General features: G+C 73.0%; 17 protein-coding genes. 9 read left to right on the top strand and 8 right to left on the bottom strand.

The window, feature by feature from the left end:
* Positions 1 to 4 precede the first annotated feature (4 nt).
* Positions 5 to 2,356, top strand: a complete 2,352-nt coding sequence (locus ACQP2Y_RS12040) for a glycoside hydrolase family 65 protein (protein ID WP_433727307.1) — start codon at positions 5 to 7, stop codon at positions 2,354 to 2,356.
* A 5-nt stretch (positions 2,357 to 2,361) separates the two neighbouring features.
* Here the strand turns inward: ACQP2Y_RS12040 and ACQP2Y_RS12035 are convergent, their stop codons facing one another.
* From ACQP2Y_RS12035 to ACQP2Y_RS12025, 3 genes are all read right to left on the bottom strand, one after another.
* Positions 2,362 to 2,682: a GNAT family N-acetyltransferase gene (locus tag ACQP2Y_RS12035; protein WP_433727305.1), complete on the bottom strand. Its 321-nt coding sequence runs from the start codon at positions 2,680 to 2,682 to the stop codon at positions 2,362 to 2,364.
* A 113-nt stretch (positions 2,683 to 2,795) separates the two neighbouring features.
* Positions 2,796 to 5,507 carry an AAA family ATPase gene (locus tag ACQP2Y_RS12030; protein ID WP_433727303.1) on the bottom strand — a complete coding sequence of 904 codons (2,712 nt, stop codon included), beginning with the start codon at positions 5,505 to 5,507 and terminating at the stop codon, positions 2,796 to 2,798.
* 84 nt (positions 5,508 to 5,591) lie between these two features.
* Positions 5,592 to 8,366, bottom strand: a complete 2,775-nt coding sequence (locus ACQP2Y_RS12025; protein WP_433727301.1) for an AAA family ATPase — start codon at positions 8,364 to 8,366, stop codon at positions 5,592 to 5,594.
* Between the two features lie 125 nt (positions 8,367 to 8,491).
* On the opposite strand from ACQP2Y_RS12025, the gene ACQP2Y_RS12020 reads away from it, so the two are divergent.
* Positions 8,492 to 9,787 carry a hypothetical protein gene (locus ACQP2Y_RS12020; RefSeq protein WP_433727299.1) on the top strand — a complete coding sequence of 432 codons (1,296 nt, stop codon included), beginning with the start codon at positions 8,492 to 8,494 and terminating at the stop codon, positions 9,785 to 9,787.
* Positions 9,788 to 9,794: 7 nt separating this feature from the next.
* On the opposite strand, the gene ACQP2Y_RS12015 is transcribed toward ACQP2Y_RS12020, so the two are convergent.
* The 5 genes from ACQP2Y_RS12015 to ACQP2Y_RS11995 form a co-directional block, all read right to left on the bottom strand.
* A complete protein-coding gene (locus ACQP2Y_RS12015) occupies positions 9,795 to 10,967 on the bottom strand; it encodes a MarP family serine protease (protein WP_433727297.1) in 1,173 nt (390 codons plus the stop codon).
* A gap of 74 nt (positions 10,968 to 11,041) precedes the next feature.
* Positions 11,042 to 12,271 (bottom strand): RNA polymerase sigma factor, encoded by a 1,230-nt coding sequence (locus ACQP2Y_RS12010; protein ID WP_433727295.1) that lies wholly within the window; start codon positions 12,269 to 12,271, stop codon positions 11,042 to 11,044.
* Positions 12,271 to 12,678: a YciI family protein gene (locus tag ACQP2Y_RS12005; protein ID WP_433727293.1), complete on the bottom strand. Its 408-nt coding sequence runs from the start codon at positions 12,676 to 12,678 to the stop codon at positions 12,271 to 12,273. Before ACQP2Y_RS12005 ends, ACQP2Y_RS12010 begins: the two co-directional genes overlap by 1 nt.
* Positions 12,679 to 12,768: 90 nt before the next feature.
* Entirely contained in the window at positions 12,769 to 13,338 is a 570-nt protein-coding gene (locus tag ACQP2Y_RS12000) for a DinB family protein (RefSeq protein WP_433727291.1), read from the bottom strand.
* A gap of 42 nt (positions 13,339 to 13,380) precedes the next feature.
* Positions 13,381 to 14,394, bottom strand: a complete 1,014-nt coding sequence (locus ACQP2Y_RS11995; RefSeq protein WP_433727289.1) for a lipid II:glycine glycyltransferase FemX — start codon at positions 14,392 to 14,394, stop codon at positions 13,381 to 13,383.
* A 204-nt stretch (positions 14,395 to 14,598) separates the two neighbouring features.
* Here ACQP2Y_RS11995 and ACQP2Y_RS11990 point away from each other — a divergent pair, with 204 nt between their 5' ends.
* Genes ACQP2Y_RS11990 through ACQP2Y_RS11960 form a run of 7 tightly spaced genes read left to right on the top strand, consistent with a single transcriptional unit; the run spans position 14,599 to position 23,214 of the window.
* Positions 14,599 to 15,369, top strand: coding sequence for a polysaccharide deacetylase family protein (locus tag ACQP2Y_RS11990; protein WP_433727287.1), 771 nt, complete (start codon positions 14,599 to 14,601; stop codon positions 15,367 to 15,369).
* Complete coding sequence (locus tag ACQP2Y_RS11985; protein WP_433727285.1) at positions 15,362 to 16,492, top strand: DegT/DnrJ/EryC1/StrS family aminotransferase; 1,131 nt, start codon at positions 15,362 to 15,364, stop codon at positions 16,490 to 16,492. Before ACQP2Y_RS11990 ends, ACQP2Y_RS11985 begins: the two co-directional genes overlap by 8 nt.
* Positions 16,489 to 17,796, top strand: coding sequence for a glycosyltransferase family 4 protein (locus ACQP2Y_RS11980; protein ID WP_433727283.1), 1,308 nt, complete (start codon positions 16,489 to 16,491; stop codon positions 17,794 to 17,796). The genes ACQP2Y_RS11985 and ACQP2Y_RS11980 overlap by 4 nt, the downstream gene beginning before the upstream one ends.
* Positions 17,783 to 19,528, top strand: coding sequence for a polysaccharide biosynthesis tyrosine autokinase (locus ACQP2Y_RS11975; RefSeq protein WP_433727281.1), 1,746 nt, complete (start codon positions 17,783 to 17,785; stop codon positions 19,526 to 19,528). Before ACQP2Y_RS11980 ends, ACQP2Y_RS11975 begins: the two co-directional genes overlap by 14 nt.
* Positions 19,521 to 20,825: a lipopolysaccharide biosynthesis protein gene (locus ACQP2Y_RS11970; RefSeq protein ID WP_433727279.1), complete on the top strand. Its 1,305-nt coding sequence runs from the start codon at positions 19,521 to 19,523 to the stop codon at positions 20,823 to 20,825. The genes ACQP2Y_RS11975 and ACQP2Y_RS11970 overlap by 8 nt, the downstream gene beginning before the upstream one ends.
* On the top strand, positions 20,822 to 22,051 hold the full coding sequence (locus tag ACQP2Y_RS11965) for an O-antigen ligase family protein (RefSeq protein ID WP_433727277.1): 1,230 nt from the start codon (positions 20,822 to 20,824) through the stop codon (positions 22,049 to 22,051). The genes ACQP2Y_RS11970 and ACQP2Y_RS11965 overlap by 4 nt, the downstream gene beginning before the upstream one ends.
* Positions 22,048 to 23,214 carry a hypothetical protein gene (locus tag ACQP2Y_RS11960; protein WP_433727275.1) on the top strand — a complete coding sequence of 389 codons (1,167 nt, stop codon included), beginning with the start codon at positions 22,048 to 22,050 and terminating at the stop codon, positions 23,212 to 23,214. The genes ACQP2Y_RS11965 and ACQP2Y_RS11960 overlap by 4 nt, the downstream gene beginning before the upstream one ends.
* Positions 23,215 to 23,221: the final 7 nt, after the last annotated feature.

Raw genomic sequence — 23,221 nt, 5'->3', positions numbered from 1 at the left:
CACGGTGACCGGGCAACTGCCGTTCCCTGTCGAGCCGTGGTGCGTCCGCGAGACCGCCCTCGACCTGGACCGGCTGGCGCAGTCGGAGAGCGTGCTGGCGTTGTCGAACGGCCACATCGGGCTGCGCGCCAACCTCGACGAGGGTGAGCCGCACGGGATCGCCGGCACCTACCTCAACTCGTTCTACGAACGCCGTCCGCTGCCGTACGCCGAGGGTGGTTACGGCTATCCGGAGTCGGGCCAGACCGTGGTCAACGTGACCGACGGGAAGATCATCCGGCTGCTGGTCGACGACGCGCCGTTCGACGTCCGCTACGGCACCCTGCACCGCCACGAGCGCCGGCTGGATCTGCGCAACGGTGTGCTCACCCGGGAGGCGGACTGGACCTCACCGGCGGGTAAGCGGGTCCGGGTCCGCTCGCGCCGGCTGGTGTCGTTAACCCAGCGGGCCGTCGCCGCGATCGAGTACCAGGTCGAGGCGGTCGACGCCGCCGTACGGGTGATCGTGCAGTCCGAGCTGATCACCAACGAGGAGCAGTCGACCACCTCGGTGGATCCGCGGGTGGCCGCCGCGCTGGAGAACCCGCTCGAAGCCGTGGAGCACGTCGTGGGCACGCACAGCGCCCTGCTCGTGCACCGGACCCGGGTCAGCAAGCAGCTCATGGCCGCGGGCATGGAACACGTCGTCACCGGCGGCGAGGGTGTTGTCGTCGAGTCGGACGGGGAGCCGTGCTGGGCGCGTACCAATGTCACCGGTGTGCTGCAGCCGGGCGCGACCCTCACGGTCGTCAAGACCATGGCGTACGGCTGGTCCAGCATCCGCTCGGTGCCGTCGCTGCGCGACCAGGTCGCGGCCGCCCTGATCGGCGCCCGCCGCAGCGGCTTCGCCGGGCTGCTGCGCGAGCAGCAGGAATATCTGCGCGAGTTCTGGGACAACGCCGACGTCGTCATCGAGGGCGACGCGCAGCTGCAGCAGGCGGTCCGCTTCGGCCTCTTCCACGTGCTGCAGTCCGGCGCCCGGGCGGAACGGCGGGCGATCCCGGCCAAGGGCCTCACCGGTCCCGGGTACGACGGCCACACGTTCTGGGACACCGAGGGCTTCGTCCTGCCGGTGCTCACCTACACCCAGCCGCAGGCCGCGGCCGACGCCTTGCGCTGGCGGCACTCGACGCTCTGGCTGGCCCGGGAACGCGCGCAGGCGCTCGGGCTGCGCGGGGCGGCGTTCCCGTGGCGCACGATCCGGGGCCAGGAATGCTCGGGCTACTGGCCGGCGGGCACGGCCGGTTTCCACGTCAACGCCGACATCGCCGATGCGGTCCTGCGCTACCGCATGGTCACCGGCGACGACACACTGGACCGGGACTGCGGCGTCGAACTGCTGGTCGAGACGGCCCGGCTGTGGGACTCCCTAGGCCACTTCGACCGGCGCGGCGTCTGGCACCTGCCCGGCGTCACCGGACCGGACGAGTACAGCGCCCTGTCCGACGACAACATCTTCACCAACCTGATGGCGGCCCGGAACCTGCGCGGCGCCGCCGACGCCGTCGCCCGGCACCCCGACCTCGCGGACCGGCTCGGCGTCACTGACCAGGAGGCGCTGTCCTGGCGTACGGCGGCAGCCGCGGTCCACCTGCCCTACAACACCGAACTGGACGTGCACGAGCAGTCGGCGGGCTTCACCGAACACCCGGAGTGGGCCTTCACCGACGACACCGCGCAGTACCCGCTGCTGCTGAGCGCGCCGTACTTCGAGCTCTACCGCCGCCAGGTGGTCAAGCAGGCGGATCTGGTGCTGGCGATGCACTGGTGCGGCGACGCGTTCACGCCCGCACAGAAGGCCCGCAACCTGGACTACTACGAACGCCGTACCGTCCGCGACTCGTCGCTGTCCGCGGGCACCCACGCCGTGCTGGCTGCTGAGCTCGGCCACCTCGAACTGGCCCACCGCTACGCCCGTGAGGCGGCCACGGTGGACCTGCTCGACCTGCACCACAACAGCCGCGACGGCCTGCACATGGCCTCGCTGGCCAGCGCGTGGACCGCGATCGTCAGCGGCTTCGGCGGCCTGCGCGACCACGGCGGCGTGCTGTCCTTCGACCCGGCGCTGCCGGTGGGCATCGACCGGCTCAGCTTCGCGGTCCGCTGGCAGGGCCGCAGTCTGCGGGTCACCGTGACCTCGACGCAGGCCACCTACGCGCTGCACGACGAGGATCCGCGCCCGCTGACGCTCGTGCACGCCGGGACCAGCCTGGAGGTGGCGAACGACAGGCCGCAGACCGTGACCCTGCTCAAACGGGTGGCGGCCCTGCCCACCCCGGAACAACCACCGGGCCGCCGACCCGGCGACGGGCAGTGACCGGCTCAGAGATCGAGCCGGTAGCGCTGTTCGAGACGGCCGCTGCGCGGGTGTGGTAAAGCGTCGCCGTACGGGCGCCAGCCGTGGCCTTCGTAGAGCTTGATCGCCCGCGGGTTGTCGAGGTAGACGTCCAGCTCACCGTGGGCGAAGCCGCCGGCGGCGAGCAGGCCCGGCAGAGCCTGCATCAGCTGCCGGGCAACGCCGCCACCCCAGTGTCGAGGCCGCACGGCCAGGTAGCGGATGTCGGCTGTCGACTCGTGCGCGGCCATCGGTGCGACCGCGGCGAAACCGGCGGCGTGATCGGCCGGGTCGGCCGCGACCAGCAACAGTGACCGGAGTGAGCTCTCGAGCCATCCGGCGGTGCACTCAGCTGGGTGACCTATCGGGGCGGTGGCTGGCGGTTCCCCACCTCCAAGAAGTACCTGTGGACGGAATTCTGCTAGGCACGGTCGCGGTTCGACATCACGTCGCGGAGCTGGTTGCGGGCGGTGATTCCCAGCTTCGGGAAGATGCGGTACAGGTGGGACTGCACCGTACGCGGGGACAGGAACAGTTGCTCGCCGATGGCCCGGTTGGTCTCGCCGGTGGCGGCCAGCCGGGCGATCCGCAGCTCCTGCGGCGTCAGGTGGGCCCAGGCGTCCGGGGTGGCGTGCTCCGGGCGTTCCCCGCTGGCCCGTAGCTCCTGGCGGGTGGTGCGGGCCAGTTCCGCGAAGGCCAGGGCGTCGAAGATGTCCAGGGCGGCGTGCAGGTGCACCCGGGACTCGGTGATCCGGCGCCGGCGGCGCAGCCATCTGCCGTACCACAGCAGCATGCGGCCGCGGTAGCAGTGCCAGCCGGTCAGGTCGCGGCCGATCGCTCGTTCGAACAGGGCCTCGGCGGTGTCGTCACCGGCCGAGATCGCCCGGGCGTAGCCCGCTGTGGCGAGCAGCAGCGAACCGGAGGTCTTGGCCGCCAGGTCTTCGAGCTGCCGCAGGTGTGCCCGGGCCTCGTCGGCGGCGCCGGTGTGGGCGGCGGCCTCGACCAGGTCGGACAGGCCCCACGCGCCGATGTACGGATGGTGGCCGGGGCCGGCCGGGTCCAGCGTGCGCCGCAGCTGCACCAGCCCTTCCGCATAATGCTGGTGGGCCACGGCACCGCGCCCGCGGACGAACTGCGCCAAGGCCAGCATCGGGGTCGCGCCCGCCGGCAGGATCACGGCTTCGGCCTGGCGGGTCAGGGCCTCCGCCACGGCGAAGTCGCCGCGCTCGGCGAAGATGGTGGCCTTCGCGAGCTGGGCGGCGACGGCCCATCGCGGCTGCCCGGTGTCCCGGGCCAGGGCCATGCCCTCCTCGGCGGCCGAGACCGCCAGTGGCTCCCGGGCCAGGTGCACGGCCGCCCAAGCCTGCGCCACGAGGGCCCGGGCGAGCAGGCGGGTCAGTCGCTGGGCCCGCAGACCGTCCACGGCGACGGCCAGGAACGGGAGCGCGACGTCGTAGGCCCAGACCGCGTTGGCCGCCGATCCCAGGTGGTACATGCCGACCGGGTCCGTCAGGTCCGGCGGCCGGCCGCTGATCCGCTTGAGCACGGCGCTCCCGGCGGCGATCGGGTCGGTCTGGGCCCGGATCGAGATCGATCGCGGATCTGCGGGTGCCAGGTCGAGTCGTTCCGCGGCTGACCTGACCAGATCCCGGATCCGCTGATCCGGGCTCTCCCACCAGCAGCGCGCGGCGGCCGCCTGCAACGCTTCCGCCGCGGCGTCGGTGTCGCCGATGCGGTGCAGCTCGCCGGCGATCTCCACCAGGCACTGGATGCCCGCCTCGCCCGACCAGGAGTCGTCGCGGCCAAGCTCCAGCAGGTAGCGGACCGTGGTCATCTCCCGGTGCGGGAGGTCCAGGTGCTGCGCCTCGTGCACCAGGGCGGTGCCGGCGTCGAGCTGGCCCAGGTCGTACGCGATCCGGGCCGCCCGCAGCAGTCGCCGGCCCCGCCGCAGGTCCCCGGTCGAGAGCCGCGCGGCCCGTTCGAGGGCCGTGACGGCCTCGGCGGCAGCACCGCGCCGGGCCGCCCGCTCCCCCGCCGCCTCCAGCTCCGCCGCGACCCGGTCGTCGGCGGTCAGCAGGGCGGCGGCCCGGTGCCGGACGGCACGGTCGGGTTCACCGGCATAGACACCGGCCAGCGCCTGGTGCGCGGCACGTCGCTGCGCAGCGGGCGAGCCCTGATAGACCGCGGAGCGGACCAGGGGATGACGGAACCGCAACGCGTCACCGTCGAGCGTGAACGCGCGGACGGCCTGCGCCGCTACCAGTTCGGCGGCCCCGACGGCCCGGCCGGCCAGGATCGATGCGGCGGACAGGATCCGTTCCTGATCCCCGCCGTCGTCGAGCGCCGCGACCAGCAGCAGTGCCCGCACCGGGGCGGACAGGCCGGCCATGCTGATCGCGAAGGCCCGCTCCAGCCGCTGGGTCAAGGGCAGCGGCGCGCTCGAAGTCGAGCCGGCCGGCGCCGCCCGGGGCAGCTCGATCAGCGCGAGCGGATTGCCCAGCGCCTCGGCCAGGATCCGGCGGCGGGCGTCCAGCGGCAGACCGTCCGCGGTGGCGTCCAGCAGCAGCGCCGCCGTCGCGTCGTCCAGCGGGCCGAGGCGGATCTCCGGCAGGCCCGCGTCGTCGATCCGGCTGCCGGCGCCGTCCCGGGCCGCGATCAGCATGCAGATCGGCTCGTGCTCCAGGCGGCGCGCCACGAACGTCAGCACGTCGAAGGTGGCGTCGTCCAGCAGCTCGGCGTCCTCGATGACCAGCAGCAGCGGACTGCCGGCAGCTGCCCCGGACAGCAGCTCCAGTGTGGCCAGCGCGATCATGAAGAGGTTCGGCTCCGGCGTCTCGCGTACGCCGAACGCGGCCTGGACGGCGGTGCGCTGCGGCACCGGGAGCCGGTCGGCCTCGGCGAGGACCGGTAGCAGCAGCCGGTGCAGACCGGCGAAGGCCACCCGCGTCTCGGAGCGGCGGCCGGCACTGCTCAGGATCGTCAGGCCGCGCGCGGTGGCGCTGCGGCGGGCCGCGTCGAGCAGGGCGGACTTGCCCACCCCGGCCTCGCCGCGGACGATCAGCGCGCTGCCGCGCTCACCCAGCCGCCCCAGCCGGTCCTCGATCACCGCCAGCTCGGTCTCGCGTCCGACCAACGGGTCCGTCCACACCAGCGCTCATCTCCCCCGGCTGAAGATGAGGCTAGTGACCGGCCGGGACCGGCGTAAAGGTCCGCCCGGTCACTCCCGGACCACGGCGGTGAGCTGGCGGCGGGAGGTGACGCCGAGTTTGCTGAAGACCTTGCGCAGGTGCCACTCCACCGTCCGTGGGCTGATGAACAGTTCCGCGCCGATCTCCGGATTGGTCAGACCGTTGCCGACCAACCGGACGATCTGGCTCTCGTGGTCGGTGAGCCGGGTGGTGTTCTCCTCGCTGCGCTTGCGCACCGTCAGGCCGGTGGCCGTCAGTTCGCGGCGGGCCCGTTCGGCGAAGGCGTGCGTGCCCATCGCGGTGAACAGCTCGTGGGCGATGCGCAGCTGCTCCCGGGCGTCGACCCGTCGGTTGCGCCGGCGCAGCCACTCGCCGTAGAGCAGGTGGGCGCGGGCGGCGTCCACCCGGATCCGCGTACGGCCGAGGCGTTGCGTGGCCTCGCGGTAGCAGGACTCGGCGGCGTCGTCGGTGCTGACCAGCGCCCGGCACCGGGCCTCCAGACCGCGGGCCCAGTCGGTGCCGCCGGCCCGGGTCAGCGCCGACAGTTGCCGCAGTGCGTCGGCCGCCACGTCGATCAGGCCGGTCCGCGACGCCGCTTCGACCAGCTCGACCAGGGCGGGCGTGCGCTGCCCGAGCTCGTCCGGGTCCGCGATCGCCCCGGTGGCCGCCACCACCGCCTCCTGATACTGCCCGTGGGCGTTGCCGAGCACCGCCTCGGCCCAGTGCAGGACCGTCACAGCGGCACCCTGGCCACCGTCGGCGAGACGGCTCAGCTCCGTCCGAGCGGGCTCGCTGTCCCGGCCGTCGAACGCCGCCAGCGCCACGGCCCCGTACGGCCAGAGCTTGGCCCCGGTCACCTCAGCGACCGTCCGCGACTCCGCGACCAGGGCCGCCGCGACGTCCAGCTGCCCCTTGAGGACGTGCACCATCGTCAGGCCGTGCAGCGCGATCGGCAGCTCGCTGAGCGCGCCGAGCTGCCGGGCGGTCAGCAGGTGCCGGGTCGCGAGGGTCTCCCAGGCTTGATCGTCCAACGTGTCGGCGGCCGCGGCCGAGGCGAGCGGCAGCACGTGCAGCGGTTGGGCCGCGTCCTCCCGGCAGAACGCCGCCACCGCCTTTCTCAGCAACGGGACACCCGTGCGGCAGCCGTCGACGCAGACGGCCACCCAGCCGTCCAGCAGCAGGTCAGTCGCTCGGGGACGGCGGGTCCGGGGCGCGGCGCGGGCGGCTCGGGCTACTCCGGCCGTACCGGTGCCCGAGGCGAGACGCGCCGCGGAGAAGGCCGCGCCGAACGCTTCCAGGTAGGTGTCGCGGGCGGCTTGCGGGTCGACGGGTGCGAAGCGGCGGGCGGCGTCGACGAACAGCCCGGGAGCCTCGGGGCCGGAGATGACGCGGGCCCGTACGAGATCGACCTGGACCTGCTGGATGCTGGACAACGGGCCCGCCTGCGCCACCGCCAGCAGAGCCAGGGCGGCGTCGAAGGCGCCGCCCTCGTGGCGGGCCCCGGCCGCCGCCAGCGCCAGCTGCGCGCCGGCGGCCGGATCGGTGCTCAGCTGCGCCGCTCTGGCCAGGAAGGCCGCGGCGGCGCCCACACCCCCGCGCGAGAGCGCCCGGTCCGCCGATCGTTCGAGCTCGGCCGCGACGGCGTCGTCCGGGCCCGCCGTGGCGTGGGCCCGGTGCCAGGCCCGGCGATCGGGGTCACGGCCGGGATCGGTGAGGTCGGCCAGCACCCGGTGCGCCTCCGGGACCCGGTCCGCGGCAGCCCGGCACGCGGCGGACCGCACCAGGGGATGCCGGAACCGTACATGGGAACTGATCTCGATCAGGCCGGCCGAGGTGGCGGCGACGATGGCGTCGGGCGGAAGGCCCAGGCACCGGGCGGCCCGCCACAACACCGTCGCGTCGCCGTCCGGCTCGAGCGCCGCGATGAGTAACAGGCGCCGGGTCGCCTCCGGCAGCGCCGCGATGAGCCGCAGGTAGCCCTGCTCGATCCGGCCGGGCAGCAGCGCCGGGTCGGCCGTGCCGAAGCCGAAGGACAGCTCACCGGAAGCAAATCCGTAAGGAAGCTGCCGCAAAGCCAGCGGATTGCCGCCGGCCTCGGCCGCGATCCGCCCGCGCACCCGGTCGTCCACCGGCACCGGCAGGACCGAGGCCAGCAACAGCTGGGCGTCGGCGTCGCCGAGCCCCTCGACGACGAGCTCGGGCAGCCCGGTCAGGGTCGGCTCGGCCGGGTCGCCCCGCAGGGCGAAGACCAGGGCGATCGGGTACGCGTGCAGCCGGCGCGCCACGAACCCCAGCGTCCGCGCCGAAGCCTGGTCCAGCCACTGGGCGTCGTCGACGAGGCAGACCAGCGGCGTGTCAGCGGCGGCGTCGGCCAGCAGGCTCAGCACGGCGAGCGCGATCAGGAACCGGTCCGGCGGCGGTCCGCTGACGATGCCGAACACGATCGCCAGCGCCTGCCGCTGTGGGCCGGGCAGTCGATCGAGGTGGTCCAGCAGGGGCGAGCACAGCCAGTGCAGCCCGGCGATGGCCAGCTCCGACTCCGACTCGACCCCGGCGAGGCGGGCGACGCGGCAGCCGGACGCCTGCTCAGCCACGTGATCCAGCAGGGCGCTCCGGCCGATGCCGGCTTCGCCGCGCAGGACGAGCACCCCGCTCTGCCCGGCCCGTACGCCGGCGACGAGTCCGTCCAGCGCGCGGCATTCCCGCTGCCGGCCCAGCAGGCGCAGGTCGACCGGCTCCGCGGACCACGACGTCCGCGGGACCACACCGTCCGGTTCGCCGTCGAAGCCCACGGGCTGCGCCAATCTCTACGAGAGCAAGCCGTTCCAGTGTCCTGACCGGCTCCACGACCGGCATCAGCCACGTGGCTGCACGACCGTGCCAGATATCGCGGTGCGCGGCCGGGACGGCCGGGCGCTACGTTGGCGCGGTGAGAACGTTGGCGTGCGGGCATGTCGCCCACGAGTCGCCGGCCAGAGTCTGCCCGCACCTGATGGATCCCGCCCGGCACGACGTCAGCCACGTGCGGCTGCTGACCGGGCGGCTGCTGGAATACGACCTCGCCTGCGAGCAGTGCGACGCGGCCGGATCGCCGATCACCCTGATGGAGGTCTGCGAGGGGTGCGTCGGGCGCCTGAACGAGGAGGCCGAGGACGGCAGCTTCGCCGGCTGGCGCGGGCGACCGGGGATCGAGGAGCGCCCGGAGCCGGTGGATCGGACCGTGCTGTCCTGGCCCCTGCCGGCCGGTGTCGGAGCGGTCATCGACCTGGCCGCCGGCGCGGACGGCTCGTGGCTCGTGCTGACCGCGGCCGGCGAGATCGTCGAACTGGAACCGGAGAGTGATCGCCACACCGTGGTGGCGACCGGCGTGCTGATCGCCGAACCGGACTACGAGTCGTACTCGGGCCTGCCCCTGACGCCGCGGCTGCACACGTCGGCGGGCGGACGGTTCGCCGCGGTCGTCAACGACTACGGGCGTCACGGGCGGGTCGTGGATCTGCGGCGTTCGGGCGCGACGACGCTGCTGCTGGACAGCGGTACCTACCGCACGAATCTCGTACCGTTCTCGCTGGTCTTCGCCGAGCACGCCGGCCGTACCGTCGTGGTGCACCGCACCGACTGGAACCGCCTGGACGTGCACGACGCCGGATCCGGGCAGCTGCTGACCGCCCGTACCCCGGACGAGGTCGCCGAGGGCGAGCGGGCCCCGCACTACCTGGACTATTTCCACGGCCGTCTGCACGTCTCCCCCGACAGCCGGTGGCTCGCCGACGACGGCTGGGTGTGGGCGCCGGTCGGGGTCCCAGCGGTCTGGAGCCTCGAGCGCTGGCTGGACGGCAACGTCTGGGAGTCCGAGGACGGACCGTCCTGGCTTCCGCTGTGCGATCGGGCCTACCGCTGGGACACGCCGATGTGCTTCGTCGGCGACGACCGGGTCGCGGTCAGCGGCATCGGCTCCGACGACATCGCCCTGCTGGACGGCGTCCGGATCTTCCACGCCGCCACCGGCACCGAGGTCGCCACGATCGCCGGACCGGCCGGCGCGCTCTTCGCGGACCGCAGCCGCCTGTACGCCGCCGCACCCGGCGGTCTGGAGATCTGGGACCCGGTGACCGGGCACCGCACCGGCAGCGTGCCGGGCTTCGTGCCCACCTGCCACCACCGCCGCGCCGGGCAGCTCGGCGCCGTACGCGACGGCGTGCTGCAACGCTGGGCGACGGGCTGACCGCCGCTCAGCCGCAGGCGCCGGTCCCGACGCCGCGGGTGCGCCCCGCGCCGAGCTTCGCCGGGCCGGCCGCCTCCGCCGCGGTCAGCGCGAAGCCGACATTGCGGTCCTCCCGGGCCACCGCGAAGATCACGCCGAGCACGTCACCGTTCGGGGCCAGCAGCGGGCCGCCGGAGTTGCCGCGGCGCACCAGGGCCCGGATCGTGTAGATCTGCCGGGTCACGTCGGCCGAGTCGTCGATCGCCGGGCCGGTGATGTCGCCGGACTCGCGCACCCGGGCGGCCTGCGCGTTGTACGGCCCGTTCAGCGGATAACCCAGCACGATCGCGTCCGCCCCGGACCGCGCCGGCTCCCGCCCGAACGGCAGCACCGGCGCGCGCAGGCCCGGCACGTGGAGCACCGCCAGGTCGCGTTCCGGGTCGAACACCACGACCGTGCCGTCGCGGGGGCCGTCGGTCGTCTCCACCTGCACGGTGCTGGTGCCGGCCACCACGTGCGCGTTGGTCATGACGCGCTCGGCCGCGTACACGAATCCGGTGCCCTCGATGCGCTGCTCGCAGGCCGTACCCACCACCTTGAGCACCGACCGGCGGGCGTCGCCGACGACCCGGGCCTTGGCCAGCTGCGGATCCGGCGGCGGCACCTGCCGGGCGGCGGTGCCGGCCAGGCCGGCGAAGACGTCCGGGAAGCCGTCGCTGTCCAGCGATTCGCGCAACGCGGCGGACAGCGCCTGCGGCTGCCGCGGCAGCAGACTGTCCATCCCCTGCAGCACCGCGCTGCTGCGGACCTGCTTGTTGAACTCCGGGAAAGGCGTCGACCCCAGGGGTACGGCGAGCAGCCACGCGACCACGAGCACCGCGACCAGCGAGACAGCCGCCCCGCCGGCGTCGTCGAGGCGCTGCGCCGACGGGTGCACGATCGCCGCGCGGACCCGGGTGCCGAGCCAGCTCGCGAGGGTCTGCCCGAGCACCGCCAGCGCGAGCATCGTGACGAGCGCGACGACCAGCCGCACGGCACCGTCGGCGAACTGGTCGGCGATCAGCGGCCCGAGCTGGAGCCCGATGAGCAGACCGCTGAAGAAACCGCCGAAGGAGAGCGCCCCGATGACAAAACCCTGCCGGTAGCCGCCGATGGCGAAGACCAGCATGAGCAGGATCAGAATGCCGTCGACCACGGGCATCCCTCCGCCGGGCAGTCAGCTCTCACGCCGGCAACAGTAGGGGGAACGCCCAAGCGCACGGGGTGAGGGCCCGCTCACGCCCCCAGCGCGGCTGCTTTGCGCAGCAGCACCGAACGTTCGCGCTGGTTCGCGCACAGCCTGGCCGCCCGTTCCAGCTCGGCGCGGGCCTCCGGCAGCCGGCCGAGGCGGGCCAGCAGCTCCCCGCGTACGGTCGGGACCAGATGCGACCCGGGCAGCCGGTCCAGGGCGACCAGCTCGTCCACCAGCAGCAGGGCCGGCGCCGGGCCGGAGGCCATGGCCACGGCGACCGCCCGGTTGAGCTCGACCACCGGCGAGGGCGACACCCGGCCGAGCGCCTCGTAGAGCACCACGATCTGCGCCCAGTCGGTCTCCTCGACCGAGGGCGCCGACGCGTGCGAGGCCGCGATCGCGGCCTGCAGGCCGTAGGGCCCGAGCCCGCCGGCCGCGGCCCGGGCCAGCGCGGCCAGCCCGCGCCGGATCGCCGGGAAATCCCACAGCGTCCGGTCCTGGTCCTCCAGCAGGACCGGCGCACCGTCCGGCCCGGTCCGCGCCGGGAAGCGCGCGGCCGTCAGCTCGCACAACGCGAGCAGGCCGTGCACCTCCGGCTCGTCCGGCACCAGCGCGGCCAGCGTGCGGGCCAGCCTGATCGCCTCGTACGCGAGATCCGGTCGCAGCAGCTGATCACCCGACGTGGCCGTCGACCCCTCGGTGAAGATCACGTAGAGGACGCTGAGCACACCGCCCAGCCGCTCCCGCCGCTCACCGGGCGCGGGCAGCTCGAACGGCACCCCGGCCGCCGCGATCGCCTTCTTGCCCCGGGTGATGCGGGCCTGCACGGTCGGCACGGGCACCAGGAACGCGCGGGCGATCTCCTCACTGGACAGGCCACCGACCACCCGCAGGGTCAGCGCCACCCGGGCCTCGGGCGAGAGCACCGGGTGGCAGCTGATGAACATCAACGCCAGGACGTCGTCGTCGATCCGGTCCGGGTCGATCTCGTCGTCGACCACCGGACCGGCGGCCGGTTCGGCCGCCAGCAGGGCGTACCGGTCCTGCAAGGCGGTCCGGCGGCGGATCGCGTCGATCGCCCGCCGCCGGGCCGTGGCCATCAGCCAGCCGGCCGGATTGGCCGGAGCGGCCCGCGGCCACGACACGAGCGCCTCGGTCACCGCCTCCTGGGCCGCGTCCTCGGCCAGCCCGAGATCACCGGTGAACCGGGTCAGCGTGGCAACGATCCGCGCCGACTCGCTCCGCCAGACGGCCTCGACGTCGGCGGCGCCCATCAGGCCCGGCCGCTGCTCTCGCCCTGCTTGACGAACTCCCCGCCGGCCTCCGGGACCTCGTCCTCCCCGGGCACCCGCCGCACCTCGATCTTGGAACCGGGAACGGCCGGGACCCGCTTGGCCCACTCGACCGCCTCCTGCTGCGAAGCGACCTCGACCGTGAAGTAGCCGCCGAACAGCTCCCGGGTCTCGCCGTACGGCCCGTCGGTGACCACCGGGGCGCCGTCACCGAAATGCACCACGGCGCCCTGACCCGGATCGTCCAGCCCCTCGGCGGCGACGTAGACGCCGGCCTTGACCATCTCCTCGATGAACTGCCGGGTCGTGGCCATCATCTCGTCGATCCGGGCCATCATGGCGGCGTTGGTCTCGTCGGTGCCCCGCATGATCAGCATGTACTTCTGCATCGCGCTCTCCTTGTCCGGCGGGTCGCATTCGACCCTCGCACCCCCATGTCGAACGAGCAGCGAGCGGATCGACACGGCCCCGGGAGGAATCTAGCTGGCTGCTGCCTGCGCAGCCCGCTCGATCTTCGCGCGGTGGGTCGCGCGGGCCGCCGTGTCGATCTCTTCCTCGTACTCAGCCCTCAGCCCGGTCCGGCCGTCGAGCTGCTCACGCAGGATGTCGGCGTGACCGGCATGCCGGGTGGTCTCCTGAAGGACGTGGATCATGACGGTGAACAGCGTGACGTCGGGCTGCGGCCACCACGGAACGTGGCCGCGCGCGTCGAGGGAATGCTCTCCGATCGTCGCGTCCGCATGCTTCCAGGCACGCTGGTAGAAGTCGTTGATCTGTTCGCGTGTCTCCTCCGGGGTCGCCCACAGGTCGCTGCCGTCCGCGTCCTGCCATCGCCCCAGTGGCTCCGGGGACGGGCGACCGAAGACCTCACCGAAATACCAGGCCTCACCGGTCGCCATGTGTTTCACCAGGCCGAGGAGATTGGTTCCTGTCGCCGTCAGGGGACGCCGGATGTCGTAGTCGGATAGGGCGTCGAGCTTCCAGACCAGCGCCTCACGAACCGTCTTGAGCCGGCCATGCAGGAAGTCCTTTGCGACATCATCGTTCATGGCGACGACCTTGCCACGCGGCAACAATGGGCGGCTGCCGCGTCAGTGGCTCACCCGGGTCAGGCGGGCCACCGCTCGCTGCTTGAGCGCGAACCCCTCCTTGGCCGCATCCCGCAGGCCGGCCACCAGGGGCGACCGGGACCGGCGGGCCCACGGCACCGGCACCTCGGTGGTGCCGTACTTCGCCTTGTAGGAGTTGCCGCCGACGAAGTCGAACTCGGTGACCCCGCGCTCCCTGGCCCAGCGCAGCGCATGCCAGATCAGCGCTTCGTTCGGGCGCAGGTGCTGGTCCTCGCGCCAGCTGGCGCCGCCCCAGAAGTACATCGTGCGGTGGTACCAGGGCAGGACCGCGGTGGCTATGCAGCGGCCTTCGGGGTCGCGGGCGCGCAGCAGCAGAATCTGGCCGGCCGGGGCGAGATTGCGGATCAGGGCGCGGACCCGCTCGATCGAATAGGTCGGCACCAGATTTTGTTTGGCGAATACGTCGCGTAGCTGATTGTAGAAATCGTCGGCGAATGCTTCGTCGTCCGGCTGCGCTTCTTCGATGACGACTCCGGACTTGGCCGCCTTGCGGATATTGCGCCGGCAGGCGCCGGCCATCGCGGCGAACAGGGTGTCCTCGGGTGGGCTCAGGTCGATCACCGCGGTCGGGGCCGCGGCCCAGCGCAGGCCCAGGCCCTCGAGGTCCGGCTCGGTCAGGCCGCGGTCGCGGATCTCCAGGTGGGCGCAGCCCAGCTCGCCGAAGGCGAACGGCAGCAGCGCTTCCAGCGCGGCCCGGCGCGGCACCGCCGGATCGAGGTTGAAGCCCACGTAGGACGTTGTCCAGCCGGCCATCGGGCTGCCGAGTATCCGCAGGCCGTAACGCTTGGTGACCAGCCCGGTGAAGTGCCCGACGGTACGCGGGCCGTCGGTGACCGTGGCCAGCACCGGCTCGGCGCGCTGGGTCTCGGCGACGAAGCGCAGCCACTGTTCGGTGTGGAAGATCAGGCGGTCGTCGTACGTCGCCCGGTCGGCCCACAGCCCGGCCGTCGGCGCCACCCGTCGCAGTCGCAGCATGACTCTCCCCGGGCGGCTCGATAAAAGGCCCTGGGACGGAGGATGCCTCGCCGCCCGGCCATTTCGCAAGGACCGTCCGGACGCTTCTCGAATTGACGTGAACGCTTCTCACGTTCGTTATGACAATTGCTACTGACGCTGCCCGCCCCGCATTTGTCAGGGTGAACGGGACGCCCGAAGTCGACGAGCGCAGGTGGGAGAAACATGGGATCGCCGACCACCGTCAAGCGACGGCTGAACGAGCTCGGACTGCGCAGCAAGCTGCGGGCCCGCCCCCGCGTCCAGGGCCGGGTGCTGGCGCCGGCCGGGATGTTCAAGCGGCTGCCGACCACCGCCGGGCTCTACTTCCCCTTCTACCACGACGTCCCGGCCGAGTACGCCGACGACCTGCGCCGGCACCTGCGCACGTTCGGCCGCCTCGGCCCGCTGGTCTCCTGGGACGACGCGCTGGACGTCCTGGCCGGGCGCCGCCCGCTGACCGGGCCGATGTTCTGCCTGTCCTTCGACGACGGACACCTGAGCTGGCGCGACGTGGTCGCCCCGATCCTGGCCGAGCTGGACGTGCCGGCCACCTTCTTCCTCACCTCCGGGCTGGTCGGCCAGCCGGGCAACCTCAGCTGGCAGGACTGCCGGGAGCTGGCCGCGGCCGGGCACCGCTTCGGCTCGCACACCGTCACCCACCCGCGGCTGGCGGACGCCGGTGACGACGCCGCCCGCCGGGAGATCGCCGGTTCCAAGTGGGAGATCGAGGACGAGCTCGGCGTCGAGGTGCGCGACTTCGCCGCCCCGTACGGCAATCCCGCCGTCGATTTCGGCGAGCGTGAGCTGCGCATCGTGCGCGAGGCGGGCTACCGCAGCTTCGCCACCACGTTGCGCGACGCGATGCACCCGGGCGACTCCCCGATGTGGATCCAGCGCCAGGGCCTGCACCCGGCCTGGCCGGGCTGGGCCGTTCGGACCCGGATCCATGACTGACGCCCGGATCTACCTGTCCCCGCCCGACGTCAGCGACATCGAGCGCAAGCTGCTGTTGGACGCCTTCGACTCCAACTGGGTGGCCCCGGTCGGCCCCGACCTGGACGCGTTCGAGGCGCAGGTGGCCGAGCTGGTCGGCGTGCGGCACGCGGTCGCGCTCAGCAGTGGCACCGCGGCACTGCACCTGGCGCTGATGGCGGCCGGCGTCCGGCGCGGCGACACCGTGCTGGTGCCCTCGTTCACCTTCGCGGCCAGCGCCAACGCGGTGATGTATCTCGGCGCCCGGCCGGTGTTCGTGGACAGCACCGCCGACACCTGGAACGTCGACCCCCGGCTGGTCGCCGAGGAGCTGCGCGTGCGCGCCGCCCGCGGCCAGCTGCCCCGGGCCGTGATCGCCGTCGACATGTACGGCCAGTGCGCCGACTACGAGCCCCTGCTGGTGGCCTGCGACCGTTACGGCGTCGCCCTGATCGAGGACGCAGCGGAGTCCTTCGGCGCGTCGTACCGAGGTCGCGCCGCCGGATCGTTCGGGCTGGCCGGGGTGCTGTCGTTCAACGGCAACAAGATCATCACCACCGGGGGCGGCGGCATGCTCGTCACCGACGACGGCCGGATCGCGACCCAGGCGCGGTATCTGGCCACCCAGGCCCGCGAGCCGGTCGCGCACTACGAGCACCGCGCCGTCGGCCACAACTACCGGCTCAGCAACCTGCTGGCCGCCGTGGGCCGCGGCCAGGTGCAGCGCCTCGACGAGCTCATCGCGGCCCGGCGGCGCACCGCGCGGTTCTACCGCACCGCGCTGGGTGACCTGCCCGGCCTGACCTTCATGCCGGTGGCGGACTACGGAGTGCCCAACTGGTGGCTCACCTGCCTGCTGGTCGACACCGGCACGTTCGGCGCGGACCGCGACCGGATCATCGAGCACCTGGGCCGGCAGAACATCGAGGCCCGGCCGGCCTGGAAGCCGATGCACCTGCAACCGGTGTTCCGCGACTGCGTCATGCGCGGCGGCGCGGTCAGCGCCGACCTGTTCCGCCGCGGGCTGTGCCTGCCCAGCGGCTCCGCCCTCACCGACCACGACCGGGAACGCGTCGTCGCGGCCGTGCGGGCGGTGGCCCGATGACCACCGAGGGAAGGGACGCCGGCGGGATGCGCATCGTCTACATCCACCAGTACTACTGCAATCCCACGATGACCGGCGGCATCCGCTCCTACGAGCAGGCCCGCCGGCTGGTCGCCCAGGGCCACACCGTGCACGTGATCACCACCGACATCACGCCGGGCAAGCGGTCGCTGGGCTGGCGGCGCACCGACGACGACGGCATCCAGGTGCACTGGTTCTCCGTGCCGTACTCGAACAACATGTCCTTCGCCCGGCGGCTGCGCGCCTTCGCCGAGTTCATGGTCCTGGCCGCGGCCAAGGCCACCGCACTCAAGGCCGACCTGGTCTTCGCCACCAGCACCCCGCTGACCGTCGCCGTCCCCGGCGTGATCGCGGCCAAGCTGCGCCGGACGCCGTTCGTCTTCGAGGTCCGCGACCTGTGGCCCGAGGTGCCGATCGAGATGGGCGTGCTGCGCAACCCGCTGGCCCGCCGGCTCGCCGGAGCCCTGGCCAACTTCGCCTACCGCAACGCCGAGGAGGTCATCGCCCTCTCTCCGGGGATGGCCGCGGGGGTCACCGCCCGCCGGCCGGGCACCCGCACCACCGTCATCCCCAACGCCGCCGACCTGGCGCTGTTCGACGTGGCCCCGGACGCCGTCCAGCGGTTCCGCGACGAGCACCGCTGGCTCGGCGACCGGCCGCTGATCGTCTACACCGGCGCCCTGGGTGCGGTGAACGGCGTGGAATACCTGGTGCGGGCGGCCCGCCGGATGGGTGAGACCGACCCGGACGCGCAGGTGCTCATCGTCGGGCACGGCAAGGAATGGGACGCCACCAAGCGCCTCGCCGCCGAGTACGGCTTGCTCGACCGCACCGTGCACATGTGGGAGAAGGTCCCCAAGGCCGACCTGCCGGTGATCCTCGGCGCGGCGACCATGTCGAGCAGTTTCGTCCGGCCGGTACGCGCCCTGTGGGACAACTCGGCCAACAAGTTCTTCGACGCGCTCGCCGCGTCCCGGCCGATCGCCGTCAACTACGGCGGCTGGCAGGCCGACCTGCTGCGAGAGACCGGAGCCGGGCTGGTGCTGGACCCGTACGACGCCGATCAGGCGGGCTCGGTGCTGGCCGCGCACCTCCGCGACGAGCTGTGGCTCAAGCAGGCGCGCGAGGCGGCCCATCGGCTCGCCGTCGAACGGTTCTCCCGCGATCTGCTGTTCGCGCAGTTCGAGGCCGTACTGAACCGGTCGGCGGCCGGCCGGAAGCAGGGTCGCCGCGGCCCTGTCGGAGCAGGCGTGACGATGGAGAACCAGAGTGGAACTGCGTGAGTACGTGCGGGCCTGCCGGCGGCGATGGCTGTGGATCGTCGTACCGGTGCTGCTCGCCGCCGGCGCCGCGGCCGGCCTGAGCCTGACCGCCCAGCCGGCCTACCGCTCGTCGATGGTGCTGTTCGTGACGACCGGCACCGGTGACCCGGACGCCAAGGCGAGCCGGCTCAACTCCTACATCGTGCTGCTCACCGGACCCCGGGTGGCCGAGAGCGTGATCACCAAGCTGAAGCTGCCGATGACCACCGCCCAGGTGCAGGCCAGCCTGTCGGCGCAGGTGCAGGAGGGCACCGACCTGCTGGTGGTCTCGGCCACCGACGCGTCCGCCGAGCGCAGCAAGGAGATCGTCACCACCGCCACCACGGCGCTGGTCGGGCTGGCCAAGCAGCTGGACCCGCCGAGCACCGCCCCGACCGACGGGCCGACCCCGTCGGTGTCCATCGCGCAGAACCCGGTCACCACCGAGGTCCCCGGCAACCTGGTCCGCAACATCGGCTTCTCCGCGGTGCTGGGCCTGCTGATCGGCGCGGTCGCCGTCGCCGTCCGGGAGGCCACCCGCAAGACCATCGGCGAGGAGGACGACCTGCGCCGGCTCGGGCTGGGCGCGGTCGGCCTCATCTCGCTCGGCGGCCGCTCCGGGCGCAACGGTTATCCGGACGAGGCGCTCGCGGAGGCGTTCCGGCGGCTGCGCAGCCTGCTGCCCGATGTCGCCGGCATGCACAGCGACGCCGGGCGCGGCACGTCGCTGCTGCTCACTGGGGCCCAGCCCAAGGAGGGCACCACCGCCGTCGCCTGCGGCCTGGCCATCGCCATGGCCGAGACCGGCGCCACGGTGGTGCTCGTCGACGCCAACATGCGCAGCCCGGGGGTCGGCCGCTATCTGGCCCTGGACACCAGTCTGGGGCTGTCCGACGTGCTGTCCGGCAGTGCGGACGTGCCCGACGTGCTGCAGGACTCGCTGGACGGCCGGCTGACGGTGCTGCCCTCCGGCGAGCAGCCGCCCGATCCGGGCGAGATCCTGGCGTCACCGCGGCTGGGCGCGACGGTACGCGCCCTCACCGAACGCTTCGACGTGGTGATCGTGGACGCGCCGCCGCTGCACGGCGTGGCCGACGCGGCCGTGCTGAGCAAGGTGACCGACAGCGCGCTGCTGGTGGTGCGGGCCAACCGCACCCGTACGGTCGACGTCGAGCGCTCGATGGACCTGCTCGAACGCGTCGGGGCCCGGCTCGCCGGCGCGGTCCTCAACGCCCTGCCGAAGAAGCTGCCCACCAGCGGCAACTGGCATCGCGGGGCCGAGGTGCCGGCCGCGTCCGACCCGGAGCTGGTCACCCAGTTGTTCGGCGCGACGGGCCAGGACGACCAGTTCGCCGGCCCGGCGGACGGCGCCGACGAGACGGTGACCACCCGGCCGGCCGGCGGCACTGCCCGGGGCCGGGCCGTGGTCAAGGCGACCGTCGGCACGCCCGAGGAGGCCGCGGCGCACCCACGCGACGCGGCCGGTGCGGCGGCGGCCCGCGGCCAGGCCCGGGTCGTGGTGGCCCAGCCCGTAGCCGTCCCGCCCGTTGTGGTGACCCAGCCCGTAGCCGTCCAGCCCGTTGTGGTGACCCAGCCCGTAGCCGTCCAGCCCGTTGTGGTGGCCCAGCCGGCACCGGATCCCGCCGAGGGAGCCGAGCCGCCGCACCTGCCGGCCCAGCGGACCCCGGACGAGAAGTCGCAGCCCGGTGAGTGAGTTGCAGGCGGAGCGCGCCGCGCCGGAGGCGGGGCTCGCTCCCCCACGTCGCGGCAGCCCGTCTGCCTGGCTGGTCGCCCAGCTGCGCGAGCCCTATGTCAAGCTCGTCGCTTCCCAGCTGCTGACCGGCGGGGTCGCGCTGGCGGCCAACATCCTGATGGTCCGCGCGCTGAGCCCGTCCGGGCGCGGTGAGGTCGCCCTCATCCTCCAGGTCGTGTACCTGGCGACCCAGGTGCTGCTGCTGGGCACCGAACGCAGCTTCGTCGCGAGCTACCACGACGTCACGCCCGCGGCGGCTGTCCGCGCGTACGCCCGGCTCCTTGTCGTGCCCGGCGGGCTGGCCCTGTCGGCCGCGGCCGCCTTCGCCGTGCTGGCCCCGGACCGCTTCAACCCCGGGCCGGTGGTCATCACCCTGATCGTCGCCTACGCGGCCGCCGAGGCCTCGAGCCTGGCGACCCGGGCCATCGCGATCTGCGTCGGCCGGGTGCGCGACTTCCTGTACGCCCGCATCATCGAATCCCTGCTCCTGCTGGCCCTGCTGGTCACGCTGTTCGTGGCGGGCACCACCCAGCCGGCCGTGTGGATCCTCGCCTACCTGCTGTCCGGAGCGGTGCCGACCGTCGCCTACCTGGTGCTGTGGCTGCGCCTGCCGGCCCCGGCCGCCGCGCCGCTGACCCGCAACCGCACGGTCCGCCAGGAGGGCCTCGCGCTCTTCCCGGCCGCCCTGTCCAACATGGCCATGCTGCGGTCGGACCGGCTGGCCCTGCCCGTGCTGGCGTCGACCTCCGCCCTCGGCCTGTACGCCAGCGTCGCGACGATGACCGAGCTGCTGGCCTGGCCGCTGCGCGCGTACGCGGACTCGCGGCTCGGCAAGTGGCGGGCCAGCCACCGCGAGGGCGCGCTGCGTACGCGTCCGATCGTCCTCGCCGCGGTCGTCTACTGCCTGGTCGTGGCCCCGATCGCGGCCGGCGGGCTCTACCTGCTGATCGTGCCCGTCTTCGGCGAGCAGTACGCCCCGGCCAAGGCCGTCGTGCTGCCGCTGGTCGCCGCGGCCGGCCTCTACGCCGTCTCCCGGATCAGCCTGGGCCTGCTCATCGCCCGGGGCTACAGCGCGCTGGTGTCCGCCGCCGAGATCACCGGTTTCGCGGTCAGCTTCGCGGCCTACCTGCTGCTGATCCCGTCGCTGGGCATCCTCGGCGCCGCGTACGGCTCGCTGATCGGCTACGGCACCTGCCTGCTCTTCGCTCTCGTCACCAGCCGGGTCACCCGAGACCGGGTCGCGCGGGTGACCGCATGAGTTGGTTGCGCACCCCGCGCGTTTTCCTGGCTCCCGGCCTGGTGATGATCCTGGTCGCCATCGGCGGGCGGTTCACCCTGGACCGGGCCGGTTTCCTCGACCTGGCCTGGGTCGACCTGCGGGTGATCGGGCTGGGAATCGCCCTGGTCGTGCTCGCGGTCGACGTCGCCCGGCGGCCCCGCGTGCTGGGCGGGCACCGGCGGGAGGGCTGGCTGGTGACGACCGTGCTGTTCTTCCTCTTCCAGATCGCCTCGGGACTGTGGGCGCCGCAGGCCTCCCGGGTCGGCCCGCAGACGCTCGACCTGATCCTGCTGGGCGTGCTGACCGTGGCGTTCTACGTCTACACGATCGGCGACCCGACGGTGGTCATCCGCACCACGTTCCTGCTGTTCTTCGTGGCGGCGGTCATCTTCGCCCTGGCCGCGCTGTTCATCAACGGCCCCGGCGACCAGGGCCGCTACTCCGCGTTCGGCGGCGGTCCCAACGTGTTCGTCCGCATCGAGATCCTCGGCGTGATCAGCGCGGTGGCCCTGTTCCTGATCACCCGGCGCATCCTGCCGCTGCTGGTCATCCCGCTGTTCCTGCTCGCCGCGGTGCTGTCCGGGTCGCGGGCCGGCCTGCTCGCCGGGGTGGCCGTCGGCGTCGTCGCGCTCTTCAAGATCCGCGGCCGGCTGCGCACGGGTCCGGTCGTCGCCGCGGGCGCCGTGCTGCTGCTCGCCACCGCCACCGTGTGGGCGTTCGCGCCGCCTGCCTTCACCAACCTGTTCCAGGAACGGTTCGTCGAGCAGACCGTGCAGCAGCGCTACCTCTCCGACCGTACGGACATCTGGGCGGCCGCCTGGCGTCTGGCTGTCGAGCATCCGCTCGCCGGCGCGGGACTGGACGGCTTCTACGGCCTCATCGGCGTCAACCAGGGCGTCGAATATCCGCACAACTACGTGCTCGGCGTCGCGGCCGAGGGTGGCCTGATCGGCATCGGCCTGCTGACCGCGGCGATCGTGTTGTGGACCCGTACGGTGCGCGGCGGCGGCGTGCGCCCGCAGCTGACCGGGCTCGCCGTGGCGGCGGCGGTGTTCGTCGCGCTGAGCAGCTTGTTCTCCGGTGACTACTACGACGCCCGGCTGGCCTGGTTGTTCGCCGCCATGGCTGCTGCCGCGGCGGTCGTCCCCCTGGCCCCGGTGACCGCCGAGCTGGCCGTACCGGTCAGAGAGCCGGTGTCGTCATGACCGCGAACGCCAGGATCGGCCGCCGGGCGGTGCTGCTGCTCGCCGTGGCCTCGCTGACCGCCGCGAGCGCGCCACCGCGCACCGACGTACCGTCCATCATGGAGCCGGTGCCGGCGCCGCCGGCCGCGCCGCGACCCGATCTCGCGGTCAAGCTCAAGCCGGTCTCGCACTGGGCGTCGGTGTTCCTGCAGAGCTGGGACTACATGGCCGAGAACAGCCTGCCGCTGAGCCGGTCGGCGGACAGCTGGGACCACTACGACCTGTCCTACTCGGTCGACTCCTGCATCGCGATGTTCCGGGCCACCGGCGAGCACCGCTACCTCGACCGGGCCCTGGAGTTCGTGGAGAACGTGGCCGCCTCGGCCCGGCCCTCGTCGTCGCTGCGGGACAGCCGGTTCCACGACGACTTCCGCGGCTGGGCGTCGAGCAGCTCGGGGCAGGGCGGCAACGAGGTGCCGCTCTACGAGAGCTACTTCTGGCGCTACGGCACCGCGCTGCTGGTCGCCATGCGCGAAAGCCCCGAAGTTCACCGCGATCCGGCGTACCGCTCGCGCTACGAGCGGCTGCTGGCCTTCGCGGAGACCCACATCTTCGAGAAATGGTACGCACGGGGAGCCGGCGACACGATCTACCGCGAGCGCACCCACATGGCCGCGCACTGGGCGCTGATCGGGCTGAACCTGTCCCGGATCACCACCGACCCCGCGCGCCGCAAGCGGTACCTCGAAGTGGTCGGCAACATCGATCTGCATCTTCCCGGCAGCGGCGCGAGCCTGCGCGGTCAGCTGCGGCGCAACCCCGTCGAGCCCACCGCGTACTTCTGGAGCGACGTGTGGGGCTCGGCCCGGCGGCCCGGGCAGGACGTCAGCCACGCCAACGGCGTCATGGCGTACGTCGTCGAGGCTCGCGACCGCGGCCGGCCCTGGACCGGCGCCGACATGGCGGCCTTCGGCGCGCTGCTGACCAAGGTGGTCTGGCCCGGCGGCACCACCTACCGCAACTTCGTGGACGGCACCGGCGCCGACAACGGGTGGTTCTCCGACGGTTTCGTGAAACTGGGCCGCTACGACGCGGCCGTGCAGCTGCGGCTGGAGCAGCACCAGGTCGTCAACGACCAGTTCGCCGCCAACATGGCGCTCAACGCCCGGATCCTGCGGTCGTAAGGAGGCA

This window comes from Actinoplanes sp. CA-051413, from assembly GCF_050955795.1.
Lineage (GTDB): Bacteria > Actinomycetota > Actinomycetes > Mycobacteriales > Micromonosporaceae > Actinoplanes.
This window is presented reverse-complemented; position numbering and strand designations above follow the sequence as displayed.